This window comes from Ruegeria sp. AD9 (assembly GCF_056542305.1).
This window is the reverse complement of record NZ_JBQFZP010000005.1, coordinates 273,064-295,153: the sequence shown is the minus strand read 5'-3', so window position 1 is coordinate 295,153 and position 22,090 is coordinate 273,064. Positions and strand designations below refer to the sequence as shown.

Genomic DNA, 22,090 nt, shown 5'->3' with positions numbered 1-22,090 from the left:
TCGCGATGGAGCAGGGCCTGCGCTTCGCCATCCGCGAAGGCGGCCGCACCGTCGGCGCCGGCGTCGTGTCGAAGATTACTGAATAATTCGCTCAAGCGAATGTTTAGACGGAAAGGGCGCCCTTCGGGGCGCCCTTTTTCTGTCGCTATGCGCTTGTTGTCCCTAAGAGTGTGATGAATGCAATAGATCGTAGGGTTTTCTCAGGTTCGGATAAAATCGTTTATATTTTTCATCATTCTGGAAAAGTCCGGTTCGGTCTCAAAAAGTAAATGGTTCGGACTGCTTAGTTGGACAAATGACGCGTTTGGGATTTCTGAGGCCAGCAGCTTCCCCTCAGAAAGTGGTGCCACAGCGTCCATATCACTGTGGAGCACCAAAGTCGGTACTGTGACATCCGGCAATATATCGATTACGTTAATATCGTCAAACATCGCGCGAAATTGGGCAATATTTTCAGCTGGCCCGCAAAGCTTCTGAAATTCGTTGAACCATTGTGTTTCTTCTTTGGTGGCATCCGGCATGAACATCGTTGTCAAAATTTGGCGGATTGCCGGGTTATCGTTACCCCAACTGGTACGGATCAGTTTTACGAGGGCTTCGCTTTCTTCAAATTCAACTTCATTTCCACGTTGTCTGCGTCCCCGCGGATACCCCCCGCTGAGGATAAGGTGGGAAATGCGTTCGGGATGTCGAAGAGCATATGCCACCGAAACGGACGCACCCTGTGACAATCCCAAAACTGCCACGTTTTTAAAGCCGTAGGCGTCGACGACAACTTCCATGTCATCGACCATGCGGTCAAAGCTGATGTCGACATCTTTCCATTGAGACATCCCATTTCCGCGCTGATCATAACGGATGACAGAGAAATGTTGTGAAAGGTGTCGAATATAGTCGCCAAAAGCTGGGCTTTGCCAGTCTTGCTCTAGATGTGTCATCCAGCTTCCTGAGATCAGCAAAGGATAACCTTCACCAGAAACGGTATGAGCTATGGATGTTCCGTCATAGGAACGACAGAACTTTACTGGCGGCAAAGAGGACGGTTGACCATTTGGAACTCCGTTGCCTGAGCTTGGCTCTTCATCCGGTTTTATGGATATCGCGCCCAATAGGCGGAAGCCACGTCTCCCCACGGTCTCTAGATAGAGCGGATTTTTGGCGCTATCGCCGAGCGCTTTTCGGATTTCAAAGATGTATTCCCGTACCAGATCCGGGTTCACGTTCAAATCCTGCCAGACCGCCGCTAGAATTTCTTCCTTGGACAGAACGACGCCTGTCTGAGAAATCATAAAGGCCAGAACTTCGGATGCTTTGGGTGACACTGAGGAATTACCCTGGTCCGATGAAAGTGTGCCATCGTCTGGATTTAATTCCCATTGCCTCATGCAGGCCTCCATCGTTGTGTTAAAATTCAACGATATAACAACGATAAGTCAACGGTGCCGTTGTTCGTGAACGGGTAAGCTCAATCGCGAGGCTAACCGGGACTGAAGATAATGCCACAGATGTCGACAAATAATTTGCACCCGAAAACTGCTATCGGCCAATCCGAAACTGCCACTGAAGCTGCCCTTTTGTTGCTACGTATCGCAGATGAGTTGGAGGGAGAGATTTGCCGCGCGCTTTTGGATGGGGATGTTGATTTGGCTCAGCGTTTGGCATTGCCGCAAGCGCGGTTGAAAAAGCTCAGCCCGTTTCTGCGTTAGTCGAAACCGGCTGAGCTTTAAAATAAGTGAATTCCAGCGTGCTAATAAACGGACGCCAGTTTTAGCCCAGAGAGGTTTCCGCCGCTGCCCGAACGGCCCGGATGTTCTGACCGTATACCTCGGGTTGATCCACCGAACCGCCCTTGAAGACAGCCGACCCTGCGACCAGCACATCAGCCCCCACTGCGGCAACAAGGGGTGCTGTCTGGGGATCAACACCGCCGTCGATCTCGATATGCACCGGGCGGTCACCGATCATCTGGTGCAGCTTGCGGATCTTGCTGGTCATGTCGATGAACTTCTGGCCACCAAAGCCGGGGTTCACGGTCATGACGCAGACCAGATCGGTGAGGTCCAGCAGATGTTCGACCGCCTCAGCCGGGGTGCCCGGGTTCAAGGCGACGCCTGCCTTCATGCCTGCGGCGCGGATTGCTTGCAGCGTGCGGTGGGTGTGGGCCCCCGCCTCGACATGCGCGGTCAGAATGTCAGCGCCTGCATCAGCGTAGGCCTGAATGTATGGATCGACCGGCGTGATCATCAGGTGCACGTCCATGACCGTCTTTACATGCGGGCGGAAGGCTTTGACGGCTGGCGGGCCAAAGGTCAGGTTCGGGACGAAATGGCCGTCCATTACGTCAACATGGACCCAATCCGCGCCCTGCGCTTCGATGGCCTGAATTTCCTGCCCGAAATTGGCAAAGTCGGCGGACAGAATGGACGGCGCGATCTTGATGGTGCGGTCAAAGCTCATATTGGCCTCGTGTCAGCTGAAGAGTCGCGGATGCGTATACCCGTGAGGCGGGGCGATGGATACCCCCCCGCGCGCCGGGGCGTTACAAAACTTTCACTACGCTGACACATATCCTTTGAACGGCATCTGTAGCAGTCCGCCAACACGAATTGGGGGTGGCACGTGCTGCGTATCAAGAAACTGACCAAACGCTTTGGTGACAATGTTGCCGTGAATGCCGCGACGCTGGATGTGGACAGGCCATGCATGATCGGGATCATCGGACGGTCGGGCGCGGGTAAGTCCACCCTGCTGCAGATGATTAACCGCCTGACGGATGCCAGCGAAGGCGAAATCCTGTTTGAGGGTCGGGACATCACCCAACTGAAAGGCCGTGAGAAACGCGCCTGGCAGGCTGATTGCGCGATGATCTTCCAACAGTTCAACCTGGTGCCGCGCATGGATGTGGTTTCGAACGTGCTGCAAGGCACGCTCAACCGTCATTCGACGCTGGCCGCTATGTTCAACCTGTTCCCGATGGATGAAATTCACCGTGCCATCGACATTCTGGACCGGTTGGGAATTGCGGAACACGCTCCGAAACGGGCCGAGGCCTTGTCGGGCGGCCAGCAACAGCGCGTGGCGATTGCGCGGGCGCTGATGCAGGACCCGAGGATTATTCTGGCGGATGAACCAATTGCCTCGCTGGACCCGATGAATGCACAGGTGGTGATGCAGGCGCTGCGCCGCATCCACGAAGAAGATGGCCGTACCGTCATCGCCAACCTGCACACGCTGGACACAGCACGTCGCTATTGCGACCGCGTGGTTGGGATGCGCGACGGGCGCATCGTGTTCGATGGGCTGCCCGAGCAACTGACCACGGGCGTTGCCCGCGAGATCTATGGTGCCGATGCCAGCTTCTCGGAAGAGGCGACATCAACGGAAATCGAAACGCTCGACGCCACGCGAAAGGCGCTGATGGAAGCAGAAGCAACCATCTGAGCCGTCCCAACCCCTTTCATCGCCCGGCCCGATGAGAGGCCGGGGTTATCAAACTGGAGAGAGACAGATGAAAAAACTGATTGCTGCCTTGGTCGCAACCACAACACTGGCCGCACCGGTCATGGCTGAAGAAATCAGCGAGTTTCGTATCGGCATTCTGGGTGGAGAGAACGCTCAGGACCGGATGAGCAAAAACGAGTGTCTGCGCGAATACACCGAGGAACTGCTGGGTGTTCCGACCAAACTTTTTGCCCCTGCCGACTATAACGGAGTGATTCAGGGGCTGCTGGGCGGCACGATTGATGTCGCCTGGCTGGGTGCGTCGGGCTATGCCAAAACCTATCTGAGCGACCCCGAAGCGGTTGAGCCGGTACTGGTCAAGGTGAACACCGATGGCGGCTACGGCTATTACTCGGTTGGATTTGCACGCAAGGACAGCGGCATCACCTCGCTCGAGGACATGAAGGGCAAGGTTTTTGGTTTTGGCGACCCGAATTCGACCTCGGGTTATCTGATCCCGTCGATCGAGATTCCCCAGGCCACCGGAGCAACCATGGAATCGGGTGACTATTTTGCTGAGGTGAAATTCACGGGCGGTCACGAGCAGACCATCGTTGCGGTGAACAACGGTGACGTTGATGGCGGTGTGACCTGGGCTGATGGTCTCGGCGAGTGGGAAGACGGCTATCAGTCGGGCGCGCTGCGCCGCGCTGTGGATGCTGGTCTGGTCGACATGAACGATCTGGTCGAGATCTGGAAATCGGCACCGATCCCGGAAGGCCCGGTTGTACTGCGCAAGGCTCTGCCCGAGGATGTCAAAGTTCAGGTTACCGAATTGTGGAACACGCTGGATGAAAAAGACCGCGAATGTTTCTATGGTGTGGCTGCGGGTGAAGCCAAGAGCTTTGATCCTATCACGCATGAGGCCTACGAGGTCATCATCGAAGCGCGCAAGCTGAAGTCCAACTAAAACTGCATATCCAATGATCGGGGTCTGGTGATGTACCGGACCCCGTTTTCCCTTCAGGAGCATTCCATGACAGACCTTACCGCAGGGTCCTTATCCGTCGATCAGATCCGCAACGACTATACAGCGATGACACGACGCAAGCGGGTCTATGGCGGCATCCTCCTGATCCTGTTCCTGTCGTTGATGGCAGCAGGGTTTCGCACAGCTGACAACCGGAATGCCGGCAGCTTTGTCGATGGCTGGCACCGTATTCTTGATTACCCCACAGAGGTTCTGTCCGAGGCGTGGGAAAAGATTGCTGAAATGCCAGCCAATTTGGTCTCGTTCTTCCCGGCTCTGGTCGAGACAATCAACATCGCGGCGGCGGCGACGCTTGTTGGCACAATTGTCGGGACGTTTTTCGCCCTGATGTCGACACGCGGCATGGCGCTGTGGCCGTCATTTATCCCGCTGTTTCGCCGAATATCAGACATCTGCCGCGCCATTCCCGAGATCGTGATTGCGTTGGTTCTGATCTTCATTCTGGGCGGTGGCCCGGTTCCCGCGATGATCGCTATTGCGATTCACACAGCTGGCGCATTGGGCAAACTGTTTTCCGAAGTGAACGAGAATGCCTCGCTGAAACCGGTGGAAGGGCTGCATTCCGTCGGTGCCAACTGGTCACAGCGGATGTATCTGGGGGTGATCCCGCAGGTCGGGCCGAACTATGTCAGCTACGCGTTGCTGCGGTTCGAAATCAATATCCGTGCCTCGGCCATTCTTGGATTTGTCGGGGCGGGCGGTCTGGGTTACGAGCTGCGCAATGCCATGTCCTGGGGGCAGGGGCGTTATGACGAAGCCGCGGCCATCTTCATTCTTCTGTTCGTTACAATCGTGGTCGTCGACCAGCTGTCTGGCTACCTGCGCGACCGTCTGACCCACGGCTCGGAAAAAGGAGCTTTGGCATGAGCACTTTTGCAACCAATTTGACTGTTGATGACCTCAAAGCCGACGCAGATCGCTTGTTCAACCGCAAAAGGTTGATGAATTTCGGGTTGCCTGCTCTGGTTTTCGTCTATCTGGTCTATGTCTTCTTTGCTTTTGACGTGTCGGGCCTTGTGGGGCGCGCAAACTGGGCAAATGGCAAGACGCTGGTGGCAGACAGCTATAGCTACAAAACGCATGTCGCGCGGGATAATCGCACCGGTGAAGTGTCTGTCGCCATCGAGGGTGAGCGCAAGGGCGCTTACCCTGAGGGTCAGGCGCCGGAGTGGGTGGCACTGGGCGAGACGACCGTGATCGACCTTGAAAAGGGCCATGTGGTGCGTTTCGGTGCGCAGACGGTGGAATATGACATTCCCGGCTATGGCACCATTCGCGCGACGCCCACGCGTTCGGCCGGTGTACAGGCCGAGTTGCCGGAGGGCGAGGTTCCGGAGTGGATCAATGTCTCTAAAAACCGGCTGTCTGTGACCACGGACGCAGGTCGTTTGACTGTCACCCGCAACCGGTCCGAGGTGTTCCGCTATTTCACGGGGTGGGAATTGTTCTGGTTCACGCTGGACAGTCCTTATTTCGGCAAGTCCTTCCCGGAACTGGCCGGACGCGCGACATCGGGCGAGGCGAGTGCGATCTTTAGTGATTTCTGGACCAACAAGATGTGGCGCCATCAGGATGTGGCCTGGGCCATCTTCGAGACGATGCTGATGGCATTTCTGGGCACGTTTGGCGCGGCGATTGTGGCCCTGCCATTGGCCTTCCTTGCGACGCGCAATTTCAACCGGATGACATCCATCCGCTTTGCGACACGACGTGTATTCGATTTTGTGCGCGGCGTAGACGCGTTGATCTGGACTGTGGTTCTGGCCCGCGCCTTTGGCCCCGGCCCGTTGACCGGTGCGCTTGCCATTCTGGTGACAGACACCGGGACATTCGGCAAGATATTCTCGGAAGCGTTGGAAAACGTGGATCAGAAGCAGATCGAAGGTGTGCAGTCCACGGGTGCGAACGCCCCGCAACGGTATCGGTTCGGCGTTATCCCTCAGGTCACGCCTGTTTTGCTGAGCCAGCTTTTGTACTTTCTCGAATCCAACACCCGCAGTGCGACGGTGATCGGTGCAATCACGGGGGGCGGTATTGGCTTGCTGCTGACGCAGGCAATCATCACGCAGAAAGACTGGGAAGAGGTCGCCTACTACATCATCCTGATCATTCTGATGGTGATGTTGATGGATTGGTTTTCGGGCTGGCTGCGCAGTCGTCTGATCCAGGGCGAGTCGGGTAAAAAGCGCAGACTGCGCACGCCCGACCCCAAACCGTTCCTGTTGCCCTGAACCGGGTTAGGAGTGGCAAGAAAACGGCACGGTTCAGTGCGGCGCAACCGTTTGAAAAAGCGTCACAGAGCTTTTGCACGACCGTTCATCCGATTGCCGGGACAACGCTGGCCCAAAGGCAGTTTATCCGGATTTCGCGCCACGCCCAACGGGATGAGACCCCCGGCAGGAGGTCGACGTCAGGCGGGAGAGGTTGTGGTTTACTCTTCGTTTAGCGTCAGCGTGACACGCTCACCAGCAAAGACGGTTCGACCATATTCGACGGGTGCGCCGTCCGGGTCCACGTTGACACCGATCGAAAACAACACGGGGGCACCTTCGGACAGTTGCAGGTGAAGGGCTTGCGTTGCTGTCGCGCCGCGCGCGGTCAATCGGGTCGAGATGCGGGTGTAGTCCGCGATACCGCTGCGTTGCAGGGCTTTTGTTACTGACTGGGTCTCGGTCAGCGCCTGTAACAGGTTTGGAAAGCGTTCTGCCGGGAAGACGCTTTGAAAAACGGCTATGGGCTGCCCATCCGCCAGCGATAACCCGTCATAGACATGCACCGGGTCGCCTTTGCTCAGACCCAGTGCTTCGGCCTCGGCTTCATCTGCCGCGCGTGTCGTCAGGGCCAGAATTTTCTTTCCCGGTATCTTGCCGCTGGCCGAGACGTTCTTGTGATATCGAACCCTTTTGCCAATCGGATAGTCGGTTGGCCGCGCGGCCACAAAAACGCCCGCACCGCGCCGGGCATGAACCAGACCTTGTTCCGACATGTCGGCCAATGCGCGCCGCACTGTGTGGCGATTGACACCGTATTTGGCGGCCAGCTGCGCTTCGGTCGGCAGGCGGTCACTGGTTTGATACCGCCCTTCGGCAATGTCCGAGGTCAGGCGCAAGGCGATGCTTTTCCAGATCGGCGTTTTGCTCATGTCATCAAATCTTCACACAGTTGGAGATTGCGTGTTGCGCGCACGCAGGCTAATATTTGTCTAGTTGTATAGTTCAAATAGACAACCCGGCCAAGAGGCTTTGATGACAGATCAGACAGAAATCGCGACCGGGGCGCGCAGGGATTGGATGAGTTTGCTGGCCCGTGCACCTGACGACACCCTGATGACCTTGTGGGATGGGATTGAGACCCGCCCGAGCTTTGACTGGCTGCGCCGTCCCGAGGTCGGGAGCGTGATGGTGCGCGGTCGCACCGGTGGTACCGGAGCGCCGTTCAATATGGGCGAAATGACGGTCACGCGCTGTTCTGTGGTGTTGCAGGATGGAACGGTTGGTCACGGTTATGTTCAGGGCAGGTCGAAACCCAAGGCCGAAGCCGCAGCGATGATTGATGCGATGATGCAGACCGCGGCGGCAGATGAGGTACAGGCGCGGCTGCTCGACCCGCTTCAGCAACAAATGCAGGCGGTCAAAAGCACACGCGCGGCCAAGGCAGCGGCCACCAAGGTTGAGTTTTTCACGCTGGTTCGGGGGGAAGATTGATGGCCGCGCAAACACAGTTTTCCGGGGGCTTTGAAAACGCACCTGTCGATGCCGCACATGCGTTCCGCGCTGCGATGACCGTTATGGCGCGCCCGGGCTACATACGTGTCCTGTCGGGCGGCGAACCCCCAGCGCCCCTGTCCGTGGCGGCTGGTACACTGCTGCTGACGTTGTGCGACCCCGAGACCAGGGTTCATCTGGCCGGAGGCACCGATACCGAAGCAATCCGCAATTGGCTGACTTTCCACTCGGGCGCACCGCTCGTATCCGCAGCAAAGGCTGATTTTGCCGTTGGCACATGGAACGCATTGGGACCGCTTAACGCCTATCGCATCGGAACGCCGGAATACCCGGATCGTTCTGCAACCCTGATTGTGGAATGCGACCGGCTAGAGCAGTGCGGTGCCGTTCTGAGCGGCCCCGGCATCAAAAAGACCGCGTGCTTGTCGCTGCCGGATGTTCCGGCGCTTCAGGGGAATGCGATGCTCTATCCTCTGGGGTGCGATTTCTTTTTTACCTGTGGCAACAGGGTTGCGGCCCTGCCCCGCAGCACGCAGATCACGTCGGAGACCTAAGCGATGTATGTTGCTGTCAAAGGGGGCGAAAAAGCCATCGAGAACGCCCATGCCTGGCTGGCCGAAGAGCGCCGGGGTGCGACCGATGTGGCTGAACTGAGCCTTGCGCAGATCCGGGAACAGCTGAGCCTTGCAGTGAACCGGGTCATGGCGGAAGGTTCGCTATATGACCCCGACCTGGTTGCGCTGGCGATCAAGCAGGCGCGGGGCGATCTGATCGAGGCGATCTTTCTGATCCGCGCCTACCGCACGACGCTGCCGCGTTTTGGCTACTCCAATCCGGTCGAAACGGGTGAGATGGCCTGCGACCGCCGGATTTCGGCCACGTTCAAGGATGCGCCCGGAGGGCAGGTTCTGGGGCCGACTTTCGACTATACGCACCGTTTGCTGGATTTCAAACTGGCCGCGAATGGTGATGTCCCGAATGCTCCGGAAGGTCCTGCACGGCAGGAACCGACGCCGCATATCACCGAATTCCTGAAGGACGAGGACCTCATTCAGGACGAACCGGCAAGTGATGAACCCCCCGGCGACCTGACGCGCGAACCGATGGAATTCCCTGCCAGTCGCCCGTTGCGCCTGCAATCGCTGACACGCGGAGATGAGGGTTTCGTGCTGGGCATGGCCTATTCCACCCAACGCGGTTACGCGCGCAACCACGCGTTTGTGGGTGAATTGCGGATCGGCAAGGTTGCGGTTGAAATGGACATCCCCGAGTTGGGGTTTGCCATCGATATCGGCGAGGTCGAACTGACCGAGTGTGAGACGGTGAACCAGTTCAAGGGTTCAAAAACCGAGCCGCCTCAGTTCACGCGCGGTTATGGTCTGGTCTTTGGTCAATCCGAACGAAAGGCCATCGCGATGGCTTTGGTTGATCGCGCGCTGCGGTGGAAGGAACTGGGCGAAGACTATCTGGGCGCGCCTGCGCAGGATGAAGAATTTGTTCTGAGCCACGCGGACAACATTCAGGCGACCGGTTTTCTCGAACACATCAAGCTGCCGCATTACGTGGATTTCCAGTCCGAGCTTGAACTGGTCCGCAAACTGCGCCGCGAGGCTGACGCGCGGATCACGTCAAAGGAGGCTGCGGAATGAGCGGGTTTGTCTTTCTGGTGGTAATGCTGGCAGCGCTGCTGCACGCCACGTGGAACGCGTTGGTCAAGGGTGGGTCGGACAAAAGCGCCGCGATGACGGCTGTGGTGATGGGGCAGGGGTTGTCCGGCCTCCTTCTTCTGCCGTTTGCCCAGCCGCTCGATTGGACGTGCTGGCCCTACCTGCTGGCAGGCATCGGGCTGCATCTGGGCTATCAGCTGTTTCTGATTCAGGCCTACAAGATCGGCGACCTGACCCAGGTCTACCCGATCGCACGCGGTGCCTCGCCGCTCTTGGTTGCGCTTGGTACGGCGCTGTTCTTTGGGGTTACGTTCAGCCAGGCCGAGCTATTGGCGATGGCAATGATCTCGGTCGGGATCGCCTCGATCGCGCTGGTGCGGCGCGCGGATGGCAATTTCAACATGGCTGCTGCAGGGCTGGCGCTGATCACTGGGTTGTTCATCGCCGCCTATTCCATCGTCGACGGGCAAGGCGCGCGCATTGCGGGAACAGCACTGGGCTTCTTCGGCACGCTGACGGCGGCGAATGCGCTGGGCTTTGCCCTGGTGGCGCGGGTTGCGCGACAGGGGTTGTTGCGGCGGGCAGCCAGCCTTTGGCGGCTGGCGGTCCTTGGCGGCGCGGCCTCATTCACCGCCTATGTTCTGGTTGTCTGGGCTTTCACCCAAGCGCCCATCGCGTTGGTCACTGCCTTGCGCGAGTGTTCGATCATCTTTGCACTGATCATCGGCGTGACCTTCCTAAACGAAAGGCTCGACCTGAAAAAGGTCGCCTCAACCGCGCTGACCCTTGCGGGTGCGATCCTTCTGCGCATGAGCCGGAGTTGACCCATGTCTGACTACAACTTCGCCTATCTAGACGAACAAACCAAACGGATGATCCGCAGGGCCATCCTGAAGGGCCTCGCTATTCCGGGGTATCAGGTGCCCTTTGCCAGCCGTGAAATGCCGATGCCTTATGGCTGGGGCACCGGAGGGGTGCAGGTCTCGGCCGTGGCGCTGACGCCTGAGGATACGCTCAAGGTCATCGATCAGGGTGCGGATGACACGACCAACGCGGTGTCGATCCGCAAGTTCTTTGAAAAGACCGCAGGTGTGGAGACGACCGAGGAAACCGAGAAGGCGACGGTGATCCAGACCCGCCACCGCATCCCCGAGGCAAAGTTGCGCGAAGATCAGATCATCGTTTATCAAGTGCCGATCCCGGAACCTCTGCGCTTCCTCGAACCGCGCGAGACCGAGACACGCAAGATGCACAGCCTAGAAGAATATGGGCTGATGCATGTGAAGCTATATGAGGATATCAGCCAGCACGGGGCGATCTCGACCGCTTACGCCTATCCGGTGAAAGTGTCTGGCCGCTATGTGATGGACCCGTCCCCGATCCCGAAATTCGACAACCCGAAGCTTGAAATGGATGCAATCCAGCTGTTCGGTGCCGGGCGCGAGCAGCGCATCTACGCAGTGCCGCCACATACCAGGGTCGTGAGCCTGGACTTCGAGGATTACCCGTTCGAGGCCACCAAGGCCGATCATCCCTGTGACCTGTGCGGGGCCGAGGATAGCTATCTGGATGAAGTCATCATGGATGATGCGGGCAACCGAATGTTTGTCTGTTCGGACACCGATTATTGCCGGTCGCGCCGCGAAGCGGGCCATATGGGCCGACTGGCCGAGGAGAACGCGGCATGACCGCCCTGTTGCAGGCCAAGGGCATCGAAAAGCTCTATGGTGCGCGGATCGGATGCACGGATGTGACTTTTGATCTCTATCCCGGAGAGGTGATGGGGATCGTGGGTGAAAGTGGCTCGGGCAAGTCGACCCTGCTGAATTGTCTGGCCGGTCATCTGGTTCCTGATGCAGGGCAGGTGATCTTTGACACGCGCGCGAATGGGCCGGTGGATACGGTGACCATGTCGGAGCCCGAACGCCGGATGCTGAGCCGTACCGATTGGGCCTTTGTGCATCAGCATGCACGTGACGGGCTGCGGATGTCAGTTAGTGCCGGAGGCAATATTGGTGAACGGCTGATGGCCGTGGGCGAGCGCCACTATGGTGACATCCGAGACAAGGCTATTGACTGGCTGGGCCGGGTCGAGATCGAGGCCGAGCGCGTTGATGACCGGCCCACCGCGTTTTCGGGCGGAATGCAGCAACGTTTGCAGATCGCCCGTAATCTGGTGACCGGTCCGAGGCTGGTGTTCATGGACGAACCGACCGGAGGGCTGGATGTCTCGGTTCAGGCGCGGTTGCTGGACCTCTTGCGCGGCTTGGTGCGTGAAATGGGGCTGAGCGCGATCATCGTGACCCATGACCTTGCCGTAGTGCGCCTGCTGGCCGATCGGCTGATGGTGATGAAGGAGTGTCATGTGGTTGAGGCCGGGCTGACCGATCAGGTGCTGGATGATCCTCAACACGCCTATACGCAACTGCTTGTGTCCAGCGTTCTGCAGGTTTGAGTATTTGGGAAAAGGTGAAGCAATGATTGAACTGATCAATGTGAGCAAAAGCTTTACCCTGCACAATCAGGGCGGTGCCGTTATCCCGGTGATGGAAGGCGCGTCGCTGAAGGTTGAACCGGGTGAGTGCGTTGCTTTGACCGGGGCGTCTGGTGCGGGCAAGTCCACGCTGATGCGCGTGATTTATGGCAATTACCTGGCGGCCTCTGGTCAGGTGCTGGTTGGAGGTCTGGACGTGGCAAAAGCCGAGCCGCGCCAGATCTTGACTCTCCGCCGGGAAACGCTGGGCTATGTCAGTCAATTCCTGCGGGTCGTGCCGCGGGTGCCGACGCTGGACGTTGTTGCAGAGCCTTTGCTGGCCGTCGGTTGCGACAGAACAGAAGCGCTGGAGAAATCCGCCGGGTTGTTGAAGCGGCTGAACATTCCTGAGCGCTTGTGGACCCTGAGCCCCACAACCTTTTCAGGCGGGGAACAGCAGCGGGTGAACATTGCACGTGGCTTTGCCCATGACTACCCGGCGATGTTGCTGGACGAACCGACGGCAAGCCTGGATGCGCAGAACCGCGAAACCGTGTTGTCGCTGATTGAAGAGGCAAAAGGGCGTGGCGCGGCGATTGTCGGGATATTCCACGACCTCGATGCACGTGAGCGTGTCTGTGACCGCGAAGTCAATGTCGCCGACTTCACGCCAGGACTGGTGGCATGACAGTTGCCCCTGTCATAGCGATTGTTGGCCCCTCGGGCGTCGGCAAGGACAGTGTTATGAAAGCGTTGGAGGCACAGGTGCGCGGCGCCCGGCGTGTGCGAAGGGTGATCACCCGCCCCGCCGGCGAAGAAGGAGAGGATTTCGACCGGGTTTCGGTCGCAGAATTCCAGCAGATGAAACAGGCAGGCGCTTTCGCGCTGAGCTGGCCTGCACACGGACTGTTCTACGGTATCCCTGCTGAGATTTTGCGACAGCGTCAGGGGGCGAATGCGGTTCTGGTCAATCTTTCTCGCCGGGTTCTTTTACAGGCGCAGAAGGTGTTTGGAGACCTGATCGTGATCTCTCTGACGGCAAATGCCGGAGTTTTGGCGCGGCGCCTGTCCGCGCGGGGACGGGAAAGCGCAGACGAGCAGGCGCGGCGGTTGTGTCGCGCCAACGCGGAGTTGCCGGATGGTCTGAACCGGGTCATCGAAGTCGACAATTCCGGCGCGCTGGAAGACACGGTCGCCGAAATCCTGCGCCGCCTTCAACCGGAAAGCGCGTAGCGATGGATCAGGTGAAACCACCCATCTTCCGTCTCGCCCATCAGGGCAAGATCAGTGATCTGGAAGGGCTGTGGCAGCAAAGGGCTCAGATGGGTTTGCAGTGCTTCTTGCGTTGCCCTGAGGGTTGGCTTGTCCAGTTTGCCGCTCAGCGTGATGTGAAATCGAAACGCGTCCAGCACGTAGGGATAACCCCATTTGGTCAGATTGTCGTCCTGCTCGGGGGTCAGCCCGGCGGCGCGGCGGCGCGTCAGTTCAGCCTGAGTGGCAGGTGCGCGAAACCGGTCGAGGTTGCGAACACAGGCCGCGGCCAGCGCATTCAGCGCCTGCGTTTCACCCAGCGGGCACAGGGCCAGGAACCGTCCAAGGTGGACAATTTCCAGACCGTCAAGTGTGACAGGCTGCCGAGTTGCAGCCAGCGCAATGCACGCCTGGTGCAATGCGTCAAAGGTCAGGCCATCGCGCAACCGGAACGGCGGTTTCAATGTCGCGTGCAGCCCGTATTTGCGTGGCACATCTGTGACGGAGGCAATGTCGATGCCACCTATGATCGGATGCGCGACCTGCATTCCCTTTTCCATGTCCCAGCCCAGCCAGCTGGTCGCAAAATCCGTCCAGGCCGCCCCGGCGGGCGGCGCAAAATAGATCGCGTATCGCGTGAATGTCACATTGGCCTCCTATTAAGTGGCCTTCCAATACCTCAGATTGTGTGAAGTTCAGATGACAGAAGACTTGATCCTTGCCAATGCCACGCTTGTGTTGCCGAATGAAACTGTCACCGGCTGTGTTCGAATTGTGGATGACACTATCATCGAAATTGACACCGGGAGTGCAGTTCCCGCAGGTGCGATAGACTGCGAAGGCGACTATGTCAGCCCCGGTCTTGTCGAGTTGCACACGGATAATCTTGAACGCCATATTCAGCCGCGCCCCAATGTACATTGGCCCCATGCCGCCGCCATTCTGGCCCATGACGCGGAACTGGCCAGCGTGGGGATAACAAGTGTGTTCGATGCGATGCGGGTTGGTTCAATCCCGTCCGGCGCCGGACGGTACGGAAAATATGCCCGCGGCCTGTCGCGGGAGTTGTGGGAACTGCGCGAGCAGGATGCGCTTAAGATCAGCCATTTCCTGCATTTGCGGGCAGAGGTGTGTTCCGAGACACTGATCGAAGAACTGGACGAGTTTGGACCCGAGGATAGGGTCGGCCTTGTGTCCATCATGGATCACACCCCCGGCCAGCGTCAGTTTCGCAACATGGGCAAGCTGGAATCCTTTCTGAAGGGCAAATATGCAATGGACGATGATACGTTCTTTCAGCATGTGGCTCAGCTGAAAAGCCTACGTGATCGCAACGGCGATGTGCACGAGGTCGAAACCGTCAAGGCCGCGCGCCGATTTGGGGCCGTTCTTGCCAGTCATGACGATACGACCGAAGATCAGGTGAAGGTCTCGGCAGGTCACGGCATTCGGCTGGCTGAGTTTCCCACAACGGTGGAGGCCGCACGGGCGTGTCATGAACATGGTATCAAGGTTATGATGGGTGCGCCAAACGTTGTACGCGGTGGTTCTCATTCCGGCAATGTTGCGGCCCGCGAATTGGCCGAGCTTGGGCATCTGGACGTAATGTCCTCGGATTACGTGCCGTCGGCCTTGTTATTGTCTGCGGTCATGCTGGGTCAAATGTGGGGCGATATGGCGCGTGGAATGAAGACCGTCACATTGGCCCCGGCGCAGGCCGCCAGGCTGGAGGATCGTGGCGAGTTGCGCGCCCATGCCCGCGCCGATGTTATCCGTTTCCGGATGCGCGCGGGTGTGCCAGCCCTCAACTCAGTTTGGGCGCGCGGTCGCCGTGTGGCGTGATCAGGCCGTATAGAACAGGTAACGGTCCGGCGCGATCGTCTCGGGCCCTTTGATCTGGTTGAAGCCGACAAGGGGCTGTCCGGATATCAACAACCCACCGGGCTGCATCACTTGCGCGATCAACGGGCTGAGGCGTGCGGCCTCGGCCACATCTTCGTGTTTGATGCCACGTCCGAAATCGTAATGCGCCAACGCGATCTTGTGCCCTTCGGCCATCAGTTTCCGCAGCATGGGTTCAGCTTCGCCTTGCAGGAAATCTTCGGCCGGTGGGGTGCTTTCGGGATGGCATTGCAGCACACGATCCATCACCCAGATCCGGCGGTGCGGCAGAATTTCTCGCAGGTGGTCATAGGTGCGACCATTGCCCAAACCCATATCCAGCACATCGCCGGGCTGGCCACTGATCTGTTCAGCTGCCCAGTTCAGCCCGTCACGTTGGGCCGTCAGTCGGCGCAGCATGGAATCCAGTCGGCTCATGACGATGTCCTCACTCGTTCTTTGGTGCGACCCAGGGTGTGGCAGGACCGTCCAGCAGATGTTTCAGCAACGCCTCGGTAAAGGCCCAGATGTCCTGATCATGGACCAGGTGATGGGTCAATACTCCAAAAGGCTCGGCGTTGTCTGCGCGGCCTTCGCGCCTGTCCCGCAGGAGGTTAACTGTCTGTGCGATCAGGCGGTCCGGAGAGATCAGACCGCGTGAACCCCGCCAGTCAATCGGGTCAAGATGTGTGTTGACCTGCTCAAGCCCCGCTGCCGCCATTTTTGTTCTGCGGGGCGTTGCCGTTGAAAGAACGCGATACCCCAGCGATGGAAGATGTTCGATGACTTCTGGTGCAATGCGGTTCCACGGAGGGATAAACATCGGCCGCAGGGTGTTGCCGAACAAGGCGCCAAGGCGTGACAATCCTGCCGCGGCATCCGCGACAACCTGGTCCAACGGACGGTTGAGACGAAACTCGGCTTTCTTCTCACCGGCGGGCGCATGGTTCGTGTGGGACCAACCGTGGACCACAGGGATGAGAGTTTCGCCGTGCGCAACATAGTCGGCCAGCGCAGCGGTTGCCCCGTGCGGAATGACAGCCAGATGTACCGGCAGGCCTAACTGCATGGCCAGATCGGACAGCCGGTCCAACTGTGGTGTCGGGTCGATCGCGTCATCGTCTCGCCACCACAGCGGCAGCGACAGGCCCTCTGCACGCCAATGGGTCAGCTCGACCTCAAGTGGGTGCCAGTCCGGGTTCATTTACGCCGCTCCAGCAGGTGCTTGGCGATTTCCACGGTTTGGGCTGCACCATCAAACCCGAATTCCTGCTGCGCGCGGGGCCCATCTGAAATGACGCGCTCTACGGCCTGCGCCAACGCCTGCCCGCTCAAGGTTCGGCTGAGAAGCACCTCGATGGCTGGCAAACTCGACAGGCTTTGCCCACGCAGCCCCTGTTCAACCTCTTTGCCATCATCGAATGGGACAAAAACAGCGGGTGTTCCGCTTTGCAGAATATCCATGGCGGTGTTGTAGCCGCACATGCTGACCGATGCCGCCGCATGGGGCAGCATCTGGCGAAAATCGGGGCGCACAGGTTCCAGAATTGCCGAGGTTCCTTCAGCCAGTTGGGACAGCTCTGCGATCCTTGCCTTGGCATCCGTCCCGCCGATCAACAGGCGCCAGCGCCTGTTGGGCATCTGGCGGGCGGCCTCGATGGCCGCGCGAAAGATCGGTTGCCCCACGGAACCGCCGCCGGCGCTGACAAGGATTTCGCCCTGCCCAACGGACTGCGGATGCGGTTGAGGCAGTTCCGGCGCAACAAAACCGGTATAATGCAGCCGTTCCGCCAATCGGTCCGACACCGGCCAACTGACCGAAAGCGGTGTGACACTTTCGGTCGAGTGAACAAGAATGCCGTCATAAAAGCGGGTGACGATATCTTCGGTACGCTGGGCCTTGGCAGGTTTGGATGGCGGGGCCAGAATATCGCGGATCGATCCCAGGATGACCGGAGGCTGAGGCAGGGCCCGTGCCGCATTCAGGGCCGCGTCGAATTCCGCTGCCAGCGACCGGCGGCCAAAGGGGAAAAGCTCGGTTATCAGGATTTGCGGCTGAAAGCTGTTTACCGCCTGCACCATGGCTGTCACGCGCGCGCGATGATAATCAGCATCGGCCTCGGCACCGCTTTCAGTCAGAAGCCGCGTGAAATTGGCTCCATCTGATCTGAGCGGTGGCAAACCAAACAGGGTTAGCCCGCTGCTGTCTAGTTGAGGCGCAGGCATCCCGCCCGAGACGACCATGACCTCGTGACCGTCATCCCGGAAGGTCCGGCCCAATGTCAGAGCCCGGCTCAGATGCCCTGTTCCCAAAAGGTGCGTGACAACGATCATCACCTTCATGGCAGCGGCCCATGTTTGATCAAGCGAACAGGGTCCGGATCTGCGGTCATCGTATTCATATCGACGATATACAGCCGATTGCGCTTGATCTTGAAGGGGGCGGGGCCATCAAAATCCCAACCCCACGCCTGGGCGAGAATGACCCGCATGATGCCAATGTGGCAGACCGCGACCGTGTCCTGCCGCAACCCGGACATCCAGGGGCGCAACCTCGTCCAGACCTCGGCAGGGCTTTCACCGTCAGGCGGGCAAAAATCCCAACTCCAGTCTTCGATATGGCGATACCCGCTGGTTTCATCGGCGATCAGGTCGACGCCTCGAAGTCCTTCCCAGTCGCCCCAATTCATTTCTATCAGCGCGTCCGAGGTTTTCGGGGCGCGCCCAGACACGATGCGTGCCGTCTCGCTGGCGCGCAGCAAGGGGCTGGACCAGATATCGGCGGCGGCCCATGGATCAGGCAAGCGATACCCGGCCAGCTCAGACCGCGCGTCGTCATCCAGCGGAATATCGCTGCGCCCCTGAATGCGCCCTGCGCGGTTCCAGTGGGTATGTCCGTGGCGAAGTAGTGCAAGACGGGTCATGATACATCCTTCAACAAGGGCCGTAGATGCGCCCACAACCGTTCGGTCGCCTGAGGCATAAGATGACGCCGGGCCACATAGCTGCGCGCATTCTCCCCAAGCGCGTGGCGCTGCGCGGTATCCTCGAGCAGGTTTTGCATGTGATCGGCAAGCCCTCTGGCCCCAGCTTCAACCGGTGGGTAAACCGCAGGTGCCAGCACGTCCCGAACGCCGGGACGATCCTGTGCGACCACGGGCAGGCCTGTCGCCTGCGCCTCAAGATAGACCATACCATAGGCTTCGTTCACACCGGGCCAGACAAGCAGGGACGCCTGTCGGTATATTTTCTGCAAGGCCACCCGGTCTAGCTGGCCCAGAAAGTGCACCCGGCTTCCGAACGGCGCCATCAGGGTTTCGACTTCAGGCCGCGCCGGACCATCCCCTGCGATGTTCAGGTTCCAGTCACATGTCAGGTGCGAAAGGGCCTCGGCCAAAATCCGGTAGGACGCCAGCTTGTCCCCATGCCGCATCATTCCGACAGTCAGCATGGGGCCGTCCCCGGTCGTAGCCACAGGCAACCCGGTTTCAGGCAGAAATGGTGGCAATTCAACCAGTGCCTGCTTGCCAAAACGGTCCCGTTCCAACGTAATCAGGTCATTGGCTGTGTGGTAGAAAATAATATCCGCTGCATCACACGCCTGATGCGCCGCTTGGGCGAAATCGGCCCACGGCCCGTTCAGCCTGCTTGATGCGCGCGTGCTTTCCAGTTGCACATATGGGATGCCGCGCGCCTGGCAGACCTTGGGGCCCAGCAGGTCGGGTGCTTTGTAGTAATTGTGATAAGTCACCCACAGATCTGTATCAAAGGGCAATTCGGCGCTCAGCCTCTGCGCTTCAATCTCAGCCGCGCGAACAAGGGTTCGCTGTAGGTCCCGGTCTCCGATCTTGTCGTAGATGCGCAGGTCCGAGGCCAGTTCGATCTTATCCCCTTGCACCGCCAAGCCGAGCATAAGGTTTCGCGCCATTTCGCGGTCACCCGAGGGTATCTGGCTGCCGGGGGATTTCATTGGCGCATAAAACGCGACCCGCGCCATTACGCGTCTTCCATGCTCAGGGTTTTCAGCCGTGCCGACAGCCGTAAAATACCGGGTTCCATTCGAAAATCTGCAATCAGGCGGTCATAGGCTGCACGCGCCATAGATGCTGCCGTTTCCGGATCAGCGGCCAAAGCTGAAATGGCCGAAGCCAATGCAGCCGGGTCGTCATCAGACAGCACGCCATGCGTTCCGGATTGGATGAATTCCGGGATGGCCGAAACCGGTGTCGACAGAATTGGCAACTGCTGCGATGCGGCCTCCATCAACACGTTCGGCAATCCATCCCGGTCCCCGTCCGCAGCAACACGGCTGGGCAAAACAAACAGGTCGGCCTTGCGCATGGCTTCGATCACCTCGGGCTGATCGCAGGCCCCCCTCCAGGTGATGCGGTCCACGATACCAGCAGCGCGCACCTGTTTGTGTAGTGAGTCCCCAAGACCCCCGCCGCCAATGTGGGTCCAATGCCAGTCCAGGTTTTCCGGCAGCAGCGTGAAGGCCGCAATAAGGCGGTCAAAGCCCTTCTTTTCAACCAGCCGCCCAACGGAAATCATGTGAAACGGATCGCCAGCGGCGCGTATCCTGCGCTTTGGCGGTTCGGGGAAGCGCGACAGGTCCAGGCCATGATAGAAAAGGTCCACGCGGTTGGGGTCATCAGCGAGGCTGCGCAGGTGTTCCGCGCCGATTGCCGTGCAGGTGGCTCCGAAAGCGGCCCCATATGTTGCAGCCTGCAGCTTTTCACGCTTTTCCCAGTCCGGTGAGGTCCAGATATCCTTGGCATGGGCGGAAAAGCTCCATGGCAGACCGCGCATGATGGCCGCATATCGGGCGACGGACGAGGGGGTGTGCATGAAATGGGCATAGAGCCCCTGCGTCTGGGCGGGTAACTCGGCGGCCAGAACACATGCTTGCCCAAACCGGCGGATGCGGTTCGGCGTGGGATCGCGGCGCAGGTCGTGCCGCCAGATCTTGTAGGCCTCGGCATAGCCGGGCAGGTCTTGGGCGGCAGTGCGGGCCGCCCACACCCGCTGTGGCTCCTCATGCAGGTATTCCGGCAGATAGCGAACCTGCCCCAAGAATCGATCGTGCAAAGGGTGACGTTTGGTGTCGGTCGGATGGCGCAGAGACCAGATGTCAAATCGGTGCCCGGCTTCCTGCAAGGCAACAAGTTCCTGAGCGATAAATGTTTCGGACAGTCGCGGCCAGCCTTTGACCACAACCGCCAGATTGGGAGAGGCCGAGTTCATCCAGTGGCTCGTTTCTGTTCCCGTGTCAGCAGGCTGTCAATGCGGTCGGTGACATAGTCCAAACCGTCCAGCAATCCACTTTGGATGGCATGCGACGGCACAGATTGGTGCGGCAGATTGCGGATGGCACGGATCATTGCGTCGGGTGTCAGGCTGTCGCGTCGTTCGTCCAGCATCTTGACCAGCCCCAGCTCTTCCGCGCGTGAGGCCCTTATCCACTGTTCCAGACGAGGTGTGGTGCGTGGAACAATGACGGCCCGTTTGTCGAAGGACAAAACCTCGCAAAACGTGTTGTATCCACCCATGCAGACCACGCCTTCGGCCCCTGCAAACAGCGTTTCGATCTGCGATTCAAATCCAACCGCAGTTACGCGACCATTCAATGCGGCAACCCGTGCTTCGAAATCGTTGCGCAATTCACCCGACAGGAATGGGCCATAGACCAACACGGCACGCGGCGACAGGTCTGGGTCTTTCTCGTAGGCGGACAGCACAAGGTTGACCAGCGCCTTACCATCGCCACCGCCGCCGGGTGTGATCAGGATATAAGGTTGCTGAGGCGGTTCCCCGACCGGGCCGAGATCGCGGCGCAGATATCCCGTCCAGTGAATACGCGATCGCGCTGACGCGCTCAGCCGCAAGCCTTGCGTCGGATCGTAGATCGACTGTGATCCGTAAACCCAGATCTCATGATAGAACCGCTCGGTCGCTTCGATGGCTTCTTTGCGTGCCCATTCGGCGGCCAGCACTTCGGGTTCGTCCAGCACATCACGCAGGCCCAGAACCAGTTTCGTACCGCAATGGCGTTCGAGATATTTCAGTGTTGGCAACAGCTCACCCCGGAACCCTGTCGGTTCCTTGTCGACCACCAACACGTCTGGGTCGAACTGCTGAACCGCGGTCTGGATCAATCCCGCACGCAATTCGGTTACTTCGTCGATCCCCATTCCGATTGTGCGCGCGGCATACGAGCCGTCCGCACGCTTGGTCACACCGGGCAGGCGCACATGGTCAACCCGGCGCGGAAAAGTGAAACGGCCTGCCACGGGTGAACCCGTCAGGATCAGCGCCGAGGCGCTTGGGTCCGCCTGCGTGATTGCCGCAGCCAAGGCGCGGGACCGGCGCAAATGCCCCAGACCGAACGTGTCATGGCTGTAAAACAGGATACGCGGCGCGCGGTCCGGTTTAGAATTGGTTGTGCCAAGGCTCATAGTGTTGCCCGTCTTCTTGATCCCAGAGCGAAATCCGCGCGTTCGCTAGCGTTACCGTATATTTCAATGCCACGCTTGCCAAAGGCGGATTTGCGCATTTGCAAATGTTTCAAGCATTGCGATTTGGCAACAGCGTTTTGACAACT

26 protein-coding genes are annotated in these 22,090 nt (G+C 58.9%); 15 read left to right on the top strand and 11 right to left on the bottom strand.

Annotated elements, in window-relative coordinates; translation table 11 throughout:
* Nucleotides 1-86 (top strand): EF-Tu C-terminal domain-related protein (locus ACR0AM_RS10400; RefSeq protein WP_226783293.1); only part of this gene is annotated, 86 nt, incomplete at its 5' end.
* Between the two features lie 114 nt (nt 87-200).
* Here ACR0AM_RS10400 and ACR0AM_RS10395 read toward each other — a convergent pair.
* On the bottom strand, nt 201-1,385 hold the full coding sequence (locus ACR0AM_RS10395; RefSeq protein WP_480622844.1) for an alpha/beta hydrolase: 1,185 nt from the start codon (nt 1,383-1,385) through the stop codon (nt 201-203).
* A gap of 120 nt (nt 1,386-1,505) precedes the next feature.
* On the opposite strand from ACR0AM_RS10395, the gene ACR0AM_RS10390 reads away from it, so the two are divergent.
* Entirely contained in the window at nt 1,506-1,706 is a 201-nt protein-coding gene (locus tag ACR0AM_RS10390; protein ID WP_480622843.1) for a hypothetical protein, read from the top strand.
* Nucleotides 1,707-1,767: 61 nt separating this feature from the next.
* On the opposite strand, the gene rpe is transcribed toward ACR0AM_RS10390, so the two are convergent.
* Complete coding sequence (gene rpe, locus ACR0AM_RS10385; RefSeq protein WP_480622842.1) at nt 1,768-2,457, bottom strand: ribulose-phosphate 3-epimerase; 690 nt, start codon at nt 2,455-2,457, stop codon at nt 1,768-1,770.
* Between the two features lie 162 nt (nt 2,458-2,619).
* Here rpe and phnC point away from each other — a divergent pair, with 162 nt between their 5' ends.
* The 4 genes from phnC (at nt 2,620) to phnE (ACR0AM_RS10365) (ending at nt 6,723) form a co-directional block, all read left to right on the top strand.
* Nucleotides 2,620-3,441, top strand: a complete 822-nt coding sequence (gene phnC, locus ACR0AM_RS10380; RefSeq protein ID WP_480622841.1) for a phosphonate ABC transporter ATP-binding protein — start codon at nt 2,620-2,622, stop codon at nt 3,439-3,441.
* A gap of 67 nt (nt 3,442-3,508) precedes the next feature.
* Nucleotides 3,509-4,411 (top strand): phosphonate ABC transporter substrate-binding protein, encoded by a 903-nt coding sequence (phnD, locus tag ACR0AM_RS10375; protein ID WP_480538665.1) that lies wholly within the window; start codon nt 3,509-3,511, stop codon nt 4,409-4,411.
* Between the two features lie 66 nt (nt 4,412-4,477).
* Complete coding sequence (gene phnE / locus ACR0AM_RS10370; protein ID WP_480622840.1) at nt 4,478-5,359, top strand: phosphonate ABC transporter, permease protein PhnE; 882 nt, start codon at nt 4,478-4,480, stop codon at nt 5,357-5,359.
* Complete coding sequence (phnE, locus tag ACR0AM_RS10365) at nt 5,356-6,723, top strand: phosphonate ABC transporter, permease protein PhnE (protein ID WP_480622839.1); 1,368 nt, start codon at nt 5,356-5,358, stop codon at nt 6,721-6,723. The genes phnE (ACR0AM_RS10370) and phnE (ACR0AM_RS10365) overlap by 4 nt, the downstream gene beginning before the upstream one ends.
* A gap of 200 nt (nt 6,724-6,923) precedes the next feature.
* On the opposite strand, the gene phnF is transcribed toward phnE (ACR0AM_RS10365), so the two are convergent.
* Nucleotides 6,924-7,634, bottom strand: a complete 711-nt coding sequence (gene phnF, locus ACR0AM_RS10360; RefSeq protein ID WP_480622838.1) for a phosphonate metabolism transcriptional regulator PhnF — start codon at nt 7,632-7,634, stop codon at nt 6,924-6,926.
* A 103-nt stretch (nt 7,635-7,737) separates the two neighbouring features.
* Between phnF and phnG the strand changes: the two genes are divergently transcribed.
* From phnG to phnN, 8 genes are read left to right on the top strand one after another with little or no spacing between them, the layout of a single operon-like run.
* Nucleotides 7,738-8,196, top strand: coding sequence for a phosphonate C-P lyase system protein PhnG (gene phnG, locus ACR0AM_RS10355; protein ID WP_480622837.1), 459 nt, complete (start codon nt 7,738-7,740; stop codon nt 8,194-8,196).
* A complete protein-coding gene (phnH, locus tag ACR0AM_RS10350) occupies nt 8,196-8,771 on the top strand; it encodes a phosphonate C-P lyase system protein PhnH (RefSeq protein WP_480622836.1) in 576 nt (191 codons plus the stop codon). Before phnG ends, phnH begins: the two co-directional genes overlap by 1 nt.
* A gap of 3 nt (nt 8,772-8,774) precedes the next feature.
* On the top strand, nt 8,775-9,866 hold the full coding sequence (locus ACR0AM_RS10345) for a carbon-phosphorus lyase complex subunit (RefSeq protein ID WP_480622835.1): 1,092 nt from the start codon (nt 8,775-8,777) through the stop codon (nt 9,864-9,866).
* On the top strand, nt 9,863-10,708 hold the full coding sequence (locus ACR0AM_RS10340) for an EamA family transporter (protein WP_480518659.1): 846 nt from the start codon (nt 9,863-9,865) through the stop codon (nt 10,706-10,708). Before ACR0AM_RS10345 ends, ACR0AM_RS10340 begins: the two co-directional genes overlap by 4 nt.
* 3 nt (nt 10,709-10,711) lie before the next feature.
* Nucleotides 10,712-11,572: an alpha-D-ribose 1-methylphosphonate 5-phosphate C-P-lyase PhnJ gene (locus tag ACR0AM_RS10335; RefSeq protein WP_480622834.1), complete on the top strand. Its 861-nt coding sequence runs from the start codon at nt 10,712-10,714 to the stop codon at nt 11,570-11,572.
* Entirely contained in the window at nt 11,569-12,339 is a 771-nt protein-coding gene (gene phnK / locus ACR0AM_RS10330; protein WP_480622833.1) for a phosphonate C-P lyase system protein PhnK, read from the top strand. The genes ACR0AM_RS10335 and phnK overlap by 4 nt, the downstream gene beginning before the upstream one ends.
* A 22-nt stretch (nt 12,340-12,361) precedes the next feature.
* A complete protein-coding gene (gene phnL / locus ACR0AM_RS10325) occupies nt 12,362-13,045 on the top strand; it encodes a phosphonate C-P lyase system protein PhnL (RefSeq protein ID WP_480622832.1) in 684 nt (227 codons plus the stop codon).
* Entirely contained in the window at nt 13,042-13,590 is a 549-nt protein-coding gene (gene phnN, locus ACR0AM_RS10320; protein ID WP_480622831.1) for a phosphonate metabolism protein/1,5-bisphosphokinase (PRPP-forming) PhnN, read from the top strand. The genes phnL and phnN overlap by 4 nt, the downstream gene beginning before the upstream one ends.
* Here phnN and ACR0AM_RS10315 read toward each other — a convergent pair.
* On the bottom strand, nt 13,572-14,255 hold the full coding sequence (locus ACR0AM_RS10315) for a DUF1045 domain-containing protein (RefSeq protein ID WP_480622830.1): 684 nt from the start codon (nt 14,253-14,255) through the stop codon (nt 13,572-13,574). The two genes, phnN and ACR0AM_RS10315, sit on opposite strands and share 19 nt — an antisense overlap.
* Before the next feature lie 52 nt (nt 14,256-14,307).
* Here ACR0AM_RS10315 and ACR0AM_RS10310 point away from each other — a divergent pair, with 52 nt between their 5' ends.
* On the top strand, nt 14,308-15,450 hold the full coding sequence (locus ACR0AM_RS10310) for an alpha-D-ribose 1-methylphosphonate 5-triphosphate diphosphatase (RefSeq protein WP_480622829.1): 1,143 nt from the start codon (nt 14,308-14,310) through the stop codon (nt 15,448-15,450).
* Here ACR0AM_RS10310 and ACR0AM_RS10305 read toward each other — a convergent pair whose 3' ends face one another.
* From ACR0AM_RS10305 to ACR0AM_RS10275, 7 genes are read right to left on the bottom strand one after another with little or no spacing between them, the layout of a single operon-like run.
* Nucleotides 15,451-15,927 carry a class I SAM-dependent methyltransferase gene (locus ACR0AM_RS10305; RefSeq protein ID WP_480473829.1) on the bottom strand — a complete coding sequence of 159 codons (477 nt, stop codon included), beginning with the start codon at nt 15,925-15,927 and terminating at the stop codon, nt 15,451-15,453.
* Nucleotides 15,928-15,937: 10 nt separating this feature from the next.
* On the bottom strand, nt 15,938-16,693 hold the full coding sequence (locus ACR0AM_RS10300; protein ID WP_480622828.1) for a polysaccharide deacetylase family protein: 756 nt from the start codon (nt 16,691-16,693) through the stop codon (nt 15,938-15,940).
* Nucleotides 16,690-17,832, bottom strand: coding sequence for a glycosyltransferase family protein (locus ACR0AM_RS10295; RefSeq protein WP_480622827.1), 1,143 nt, complete (start codon nt 17,830-17,832; stop codon nt 16,690-16,692). Before ACR0AM_RS10295 ends, ACR0AM_RS10300 begins: the two co-directional genes overlap by 4 nt.
* Nucleotides 17,829-18,413: a histidine phosphatase family protein gene (locus ACR0AM_RS10290; RefSeq protein ID WP_480622826.1), complete on the bottom strand. Its 585-nt coding sequence runs from the start codon at nt 18,411-18,413 to the stop codon at nt 17,829-17,831. Before ACR0AM_RS10290 ends, ACR0AM_RS10295 begins: the two co-directional genes overlap by 4 nt.
* Nucleotides 18,410-19,486 (bottom strand): glycosyltransferase family 4 protein, encoded by a 1,077-nt coding sequence (locus ACR0AM_RS10285; RefSeq protein ID WP_480622825.1) that lies wholly within the window; start codon nt 19,484-19,486, stop codon nt 18,410-18,412. The genes ACR0AM_RS10290 and ACR0AM_RS10285 overlap by 4 nt, the downstream gene beginning before the upstream one ends.
* Nucleotides 19,486-20,733 (bottom strand): glycosyltransferase family 4 protein, encoded by a 1,248-nt coding sequence (locus tag ACR0AM_RS10280; RefSeq protein ID WP_480622824.1) that lies wholly within the window; start codon nt 20,731-20,733, stop codon nt 19,486-19,488. The genes ACR0AM_RS10285 and ACR0AM_RS10280 overlap by 1 nt, the downstream gene beginning before the upstream one ends.
* Nucleotides 20,730-21,944 carry a glycosyltransferase family protein gene (locus ACR0AM_RS10275; RefSeq protein WP_480473823.1) on the bottom strand — a complete coding sequence of 405 codons (1,215 nt, stop codon included), beginning with the start codon at nt 21,942-21,944 and terminating at the stop codon, nt 20,730-20,732. The genes ACR0AM_RS10280 and ACR0AM_RS10275 overlap by 4 nt, the downstream gene beginning before the upstream one ends.
* Nucleotides 21,945-22,090: the final 146 nt, after the last annotated feature.

Excerpts from the sequence above, each read along its gene's own strand:
- ACR0AM_RS10395 (WP_480622844.1), bottom strand. The coding sequence starts at position 1,385 with ATGAGGCAATGGGAATTAAATCCAGACGATGGCACACTTTCATCGGAC.
- ACR0AM_RS10390 (WP_480622843.1), top strand. The coding sequence starts at position 1,506 with ATGTCGACAAATAATTTGCACCCGAAAACTGCTATCGGCCAATCCGAA.
- rpe (WP_480622842.1), bottom strand. The coding sequence starts at position 2,457 with ATGAGCTTTGACCGCACCATCAAGATCGCGCCGTCCATTCTGTCCGCC.
- phnD (WP_480538665.1), top strand. The coding sequence starts at position 3,509 with ATGAAAAAACTGATTGCTGCCTTGGTCGCAACCACAACACTGGCCGCA.
- phnE (WP_480622840.1), top strand. The coding sequence starts at position 4,478 with ATGACAGACCTTACCGCAGGGTCCTTATCCGTCGATCAGATCCGCAAC.
- phnE (WP_480622839.1), top strand. The coding sequence starts at position 5,356 with ATGAGCACTTTTGCAACCAATTTGACTGTTGATGACCTCAAAGCCGAC.
- phnF (WP_480622838.1), bottom strand. The coding sequence starts at position 7,634 with ATGAGCAAAACGCCGATCTGGAAAAGCATCGCCTTGCGCCTGACCTCG.
- phnG (WP_480622837.1), top strand. The coding sequence starts at position 7,738 with ATGACAGATCAGACAGAAATCGCGACCGGGGCGCGCAGGGATTGGATG.
- phnH (WP_480622836.1), top strand. The coding sequence starts at position 8,196 with ATGGCCGCGCAAACACAGTTTTCCGGGGGCTTTGAAAACGCACCTGTC.
- ACR0AM_RS10345 (WP_480622835.1), top strand. The coding sequence starts at position 8,775 with ATGTATGTTGCTGTCAAAGGGGGCGAAAAAGCCATCGAGAACGCCCAT.
- ACR0AM_RS10340 (WP_480518659.1), top strand. The coding sequence starts at position 9,863 with ATGAGCGGGTTTGTCTTTCTGGTGGTAATGCTGGCAGCGCTGCTGCAC.
- ACR0AM_RS10335 (WP_480622834.1), top strand. The coding sequence starts at position 10,712 with ATGTCTGACTACAACTTCGCCTATCTAGACGAACAAACCAAACGGATG.
- phnK (WP_480622833.1), top strand. The coding sequence starts at position 11,569 with ATGACCGCCCTGTTGCAGGCCAAGGGCATCGAAAAGCTCTATGGTGCG.
- phnL (WP_480622832.1), top strand. The coding sequence starts at position 12,362 with ATGATTGAACTGATCAATGTGAGCAAAAGCTTTACCCTGCACAATCAG.
- phnN (WP_480622831.1), top strand. The coding sequence starts at position 13,042 with ATGACAGTTGCCCCTGTCATAGCGATTGTTGGCCCCTCGGGCGTCGGC.
- ACR0AM_RS10310 (WP_480622829.1), top strand. The coding sequence starts at position 14,308 with ATGACAGAAGACTTGATCCTTGCCAATGCCACGCTTGTGTTGCCGAAT.
- ACR0AM_RS10305 (WP_480473829.1), bottom strand. The coding sequence starts at position 15,927 with ATGAGCCGACTGGATTCCATGCTGCGCCGACTGACGGCCCAACGTGAC.
- ACR0AM_RS10300 (WP_480622828.1), bottom strand. The coding sequence starts at position 16,693 with ATGAACCCGGACTGGCACCCACTTGAGGTCGAGCTGACCCATTGGCGT.
- ACR0AM_RS10295 (WP_480622827.1), bottom strand. The coding sequence starts at position 17,832 with ATGAAGGTGATGATCGTTGTCACGCACCTTTTGGGAACAGGGCATCTG.
- ACR0AM_RS10290 (WP_480622826.1), bottom strand. The coding sequence starts at position 18,413 with ATGACCCGTCTTGCACTACTTCGCCACGGACATACCCACTGGAACCGC.
- ACR0AM_RS10285 (WP_480622825.1), bottom strand. The coding sequence starts at position 19,486 with ATGGCGCGGGTCGCGTTTTATGCGCCAATGAAATCCCCCGGCAGCCAG.
- ACR0AM_RS10280 (WP_480622824.1), bottom strand. The coding sequence starts at position 20,733 with ATGAACTCGGCCTCTCCCAATCTGGCGGTTGTGGTCAAAGGCTGGCCG.
- ACR0AM_RS10275 (WP_480473823.1), bottom strand. The coding sequence starts at position 21,944 with ATGAGCCTTGGCACAACCAATTCTAAACCGGACCGCGCGCCGCGTATC.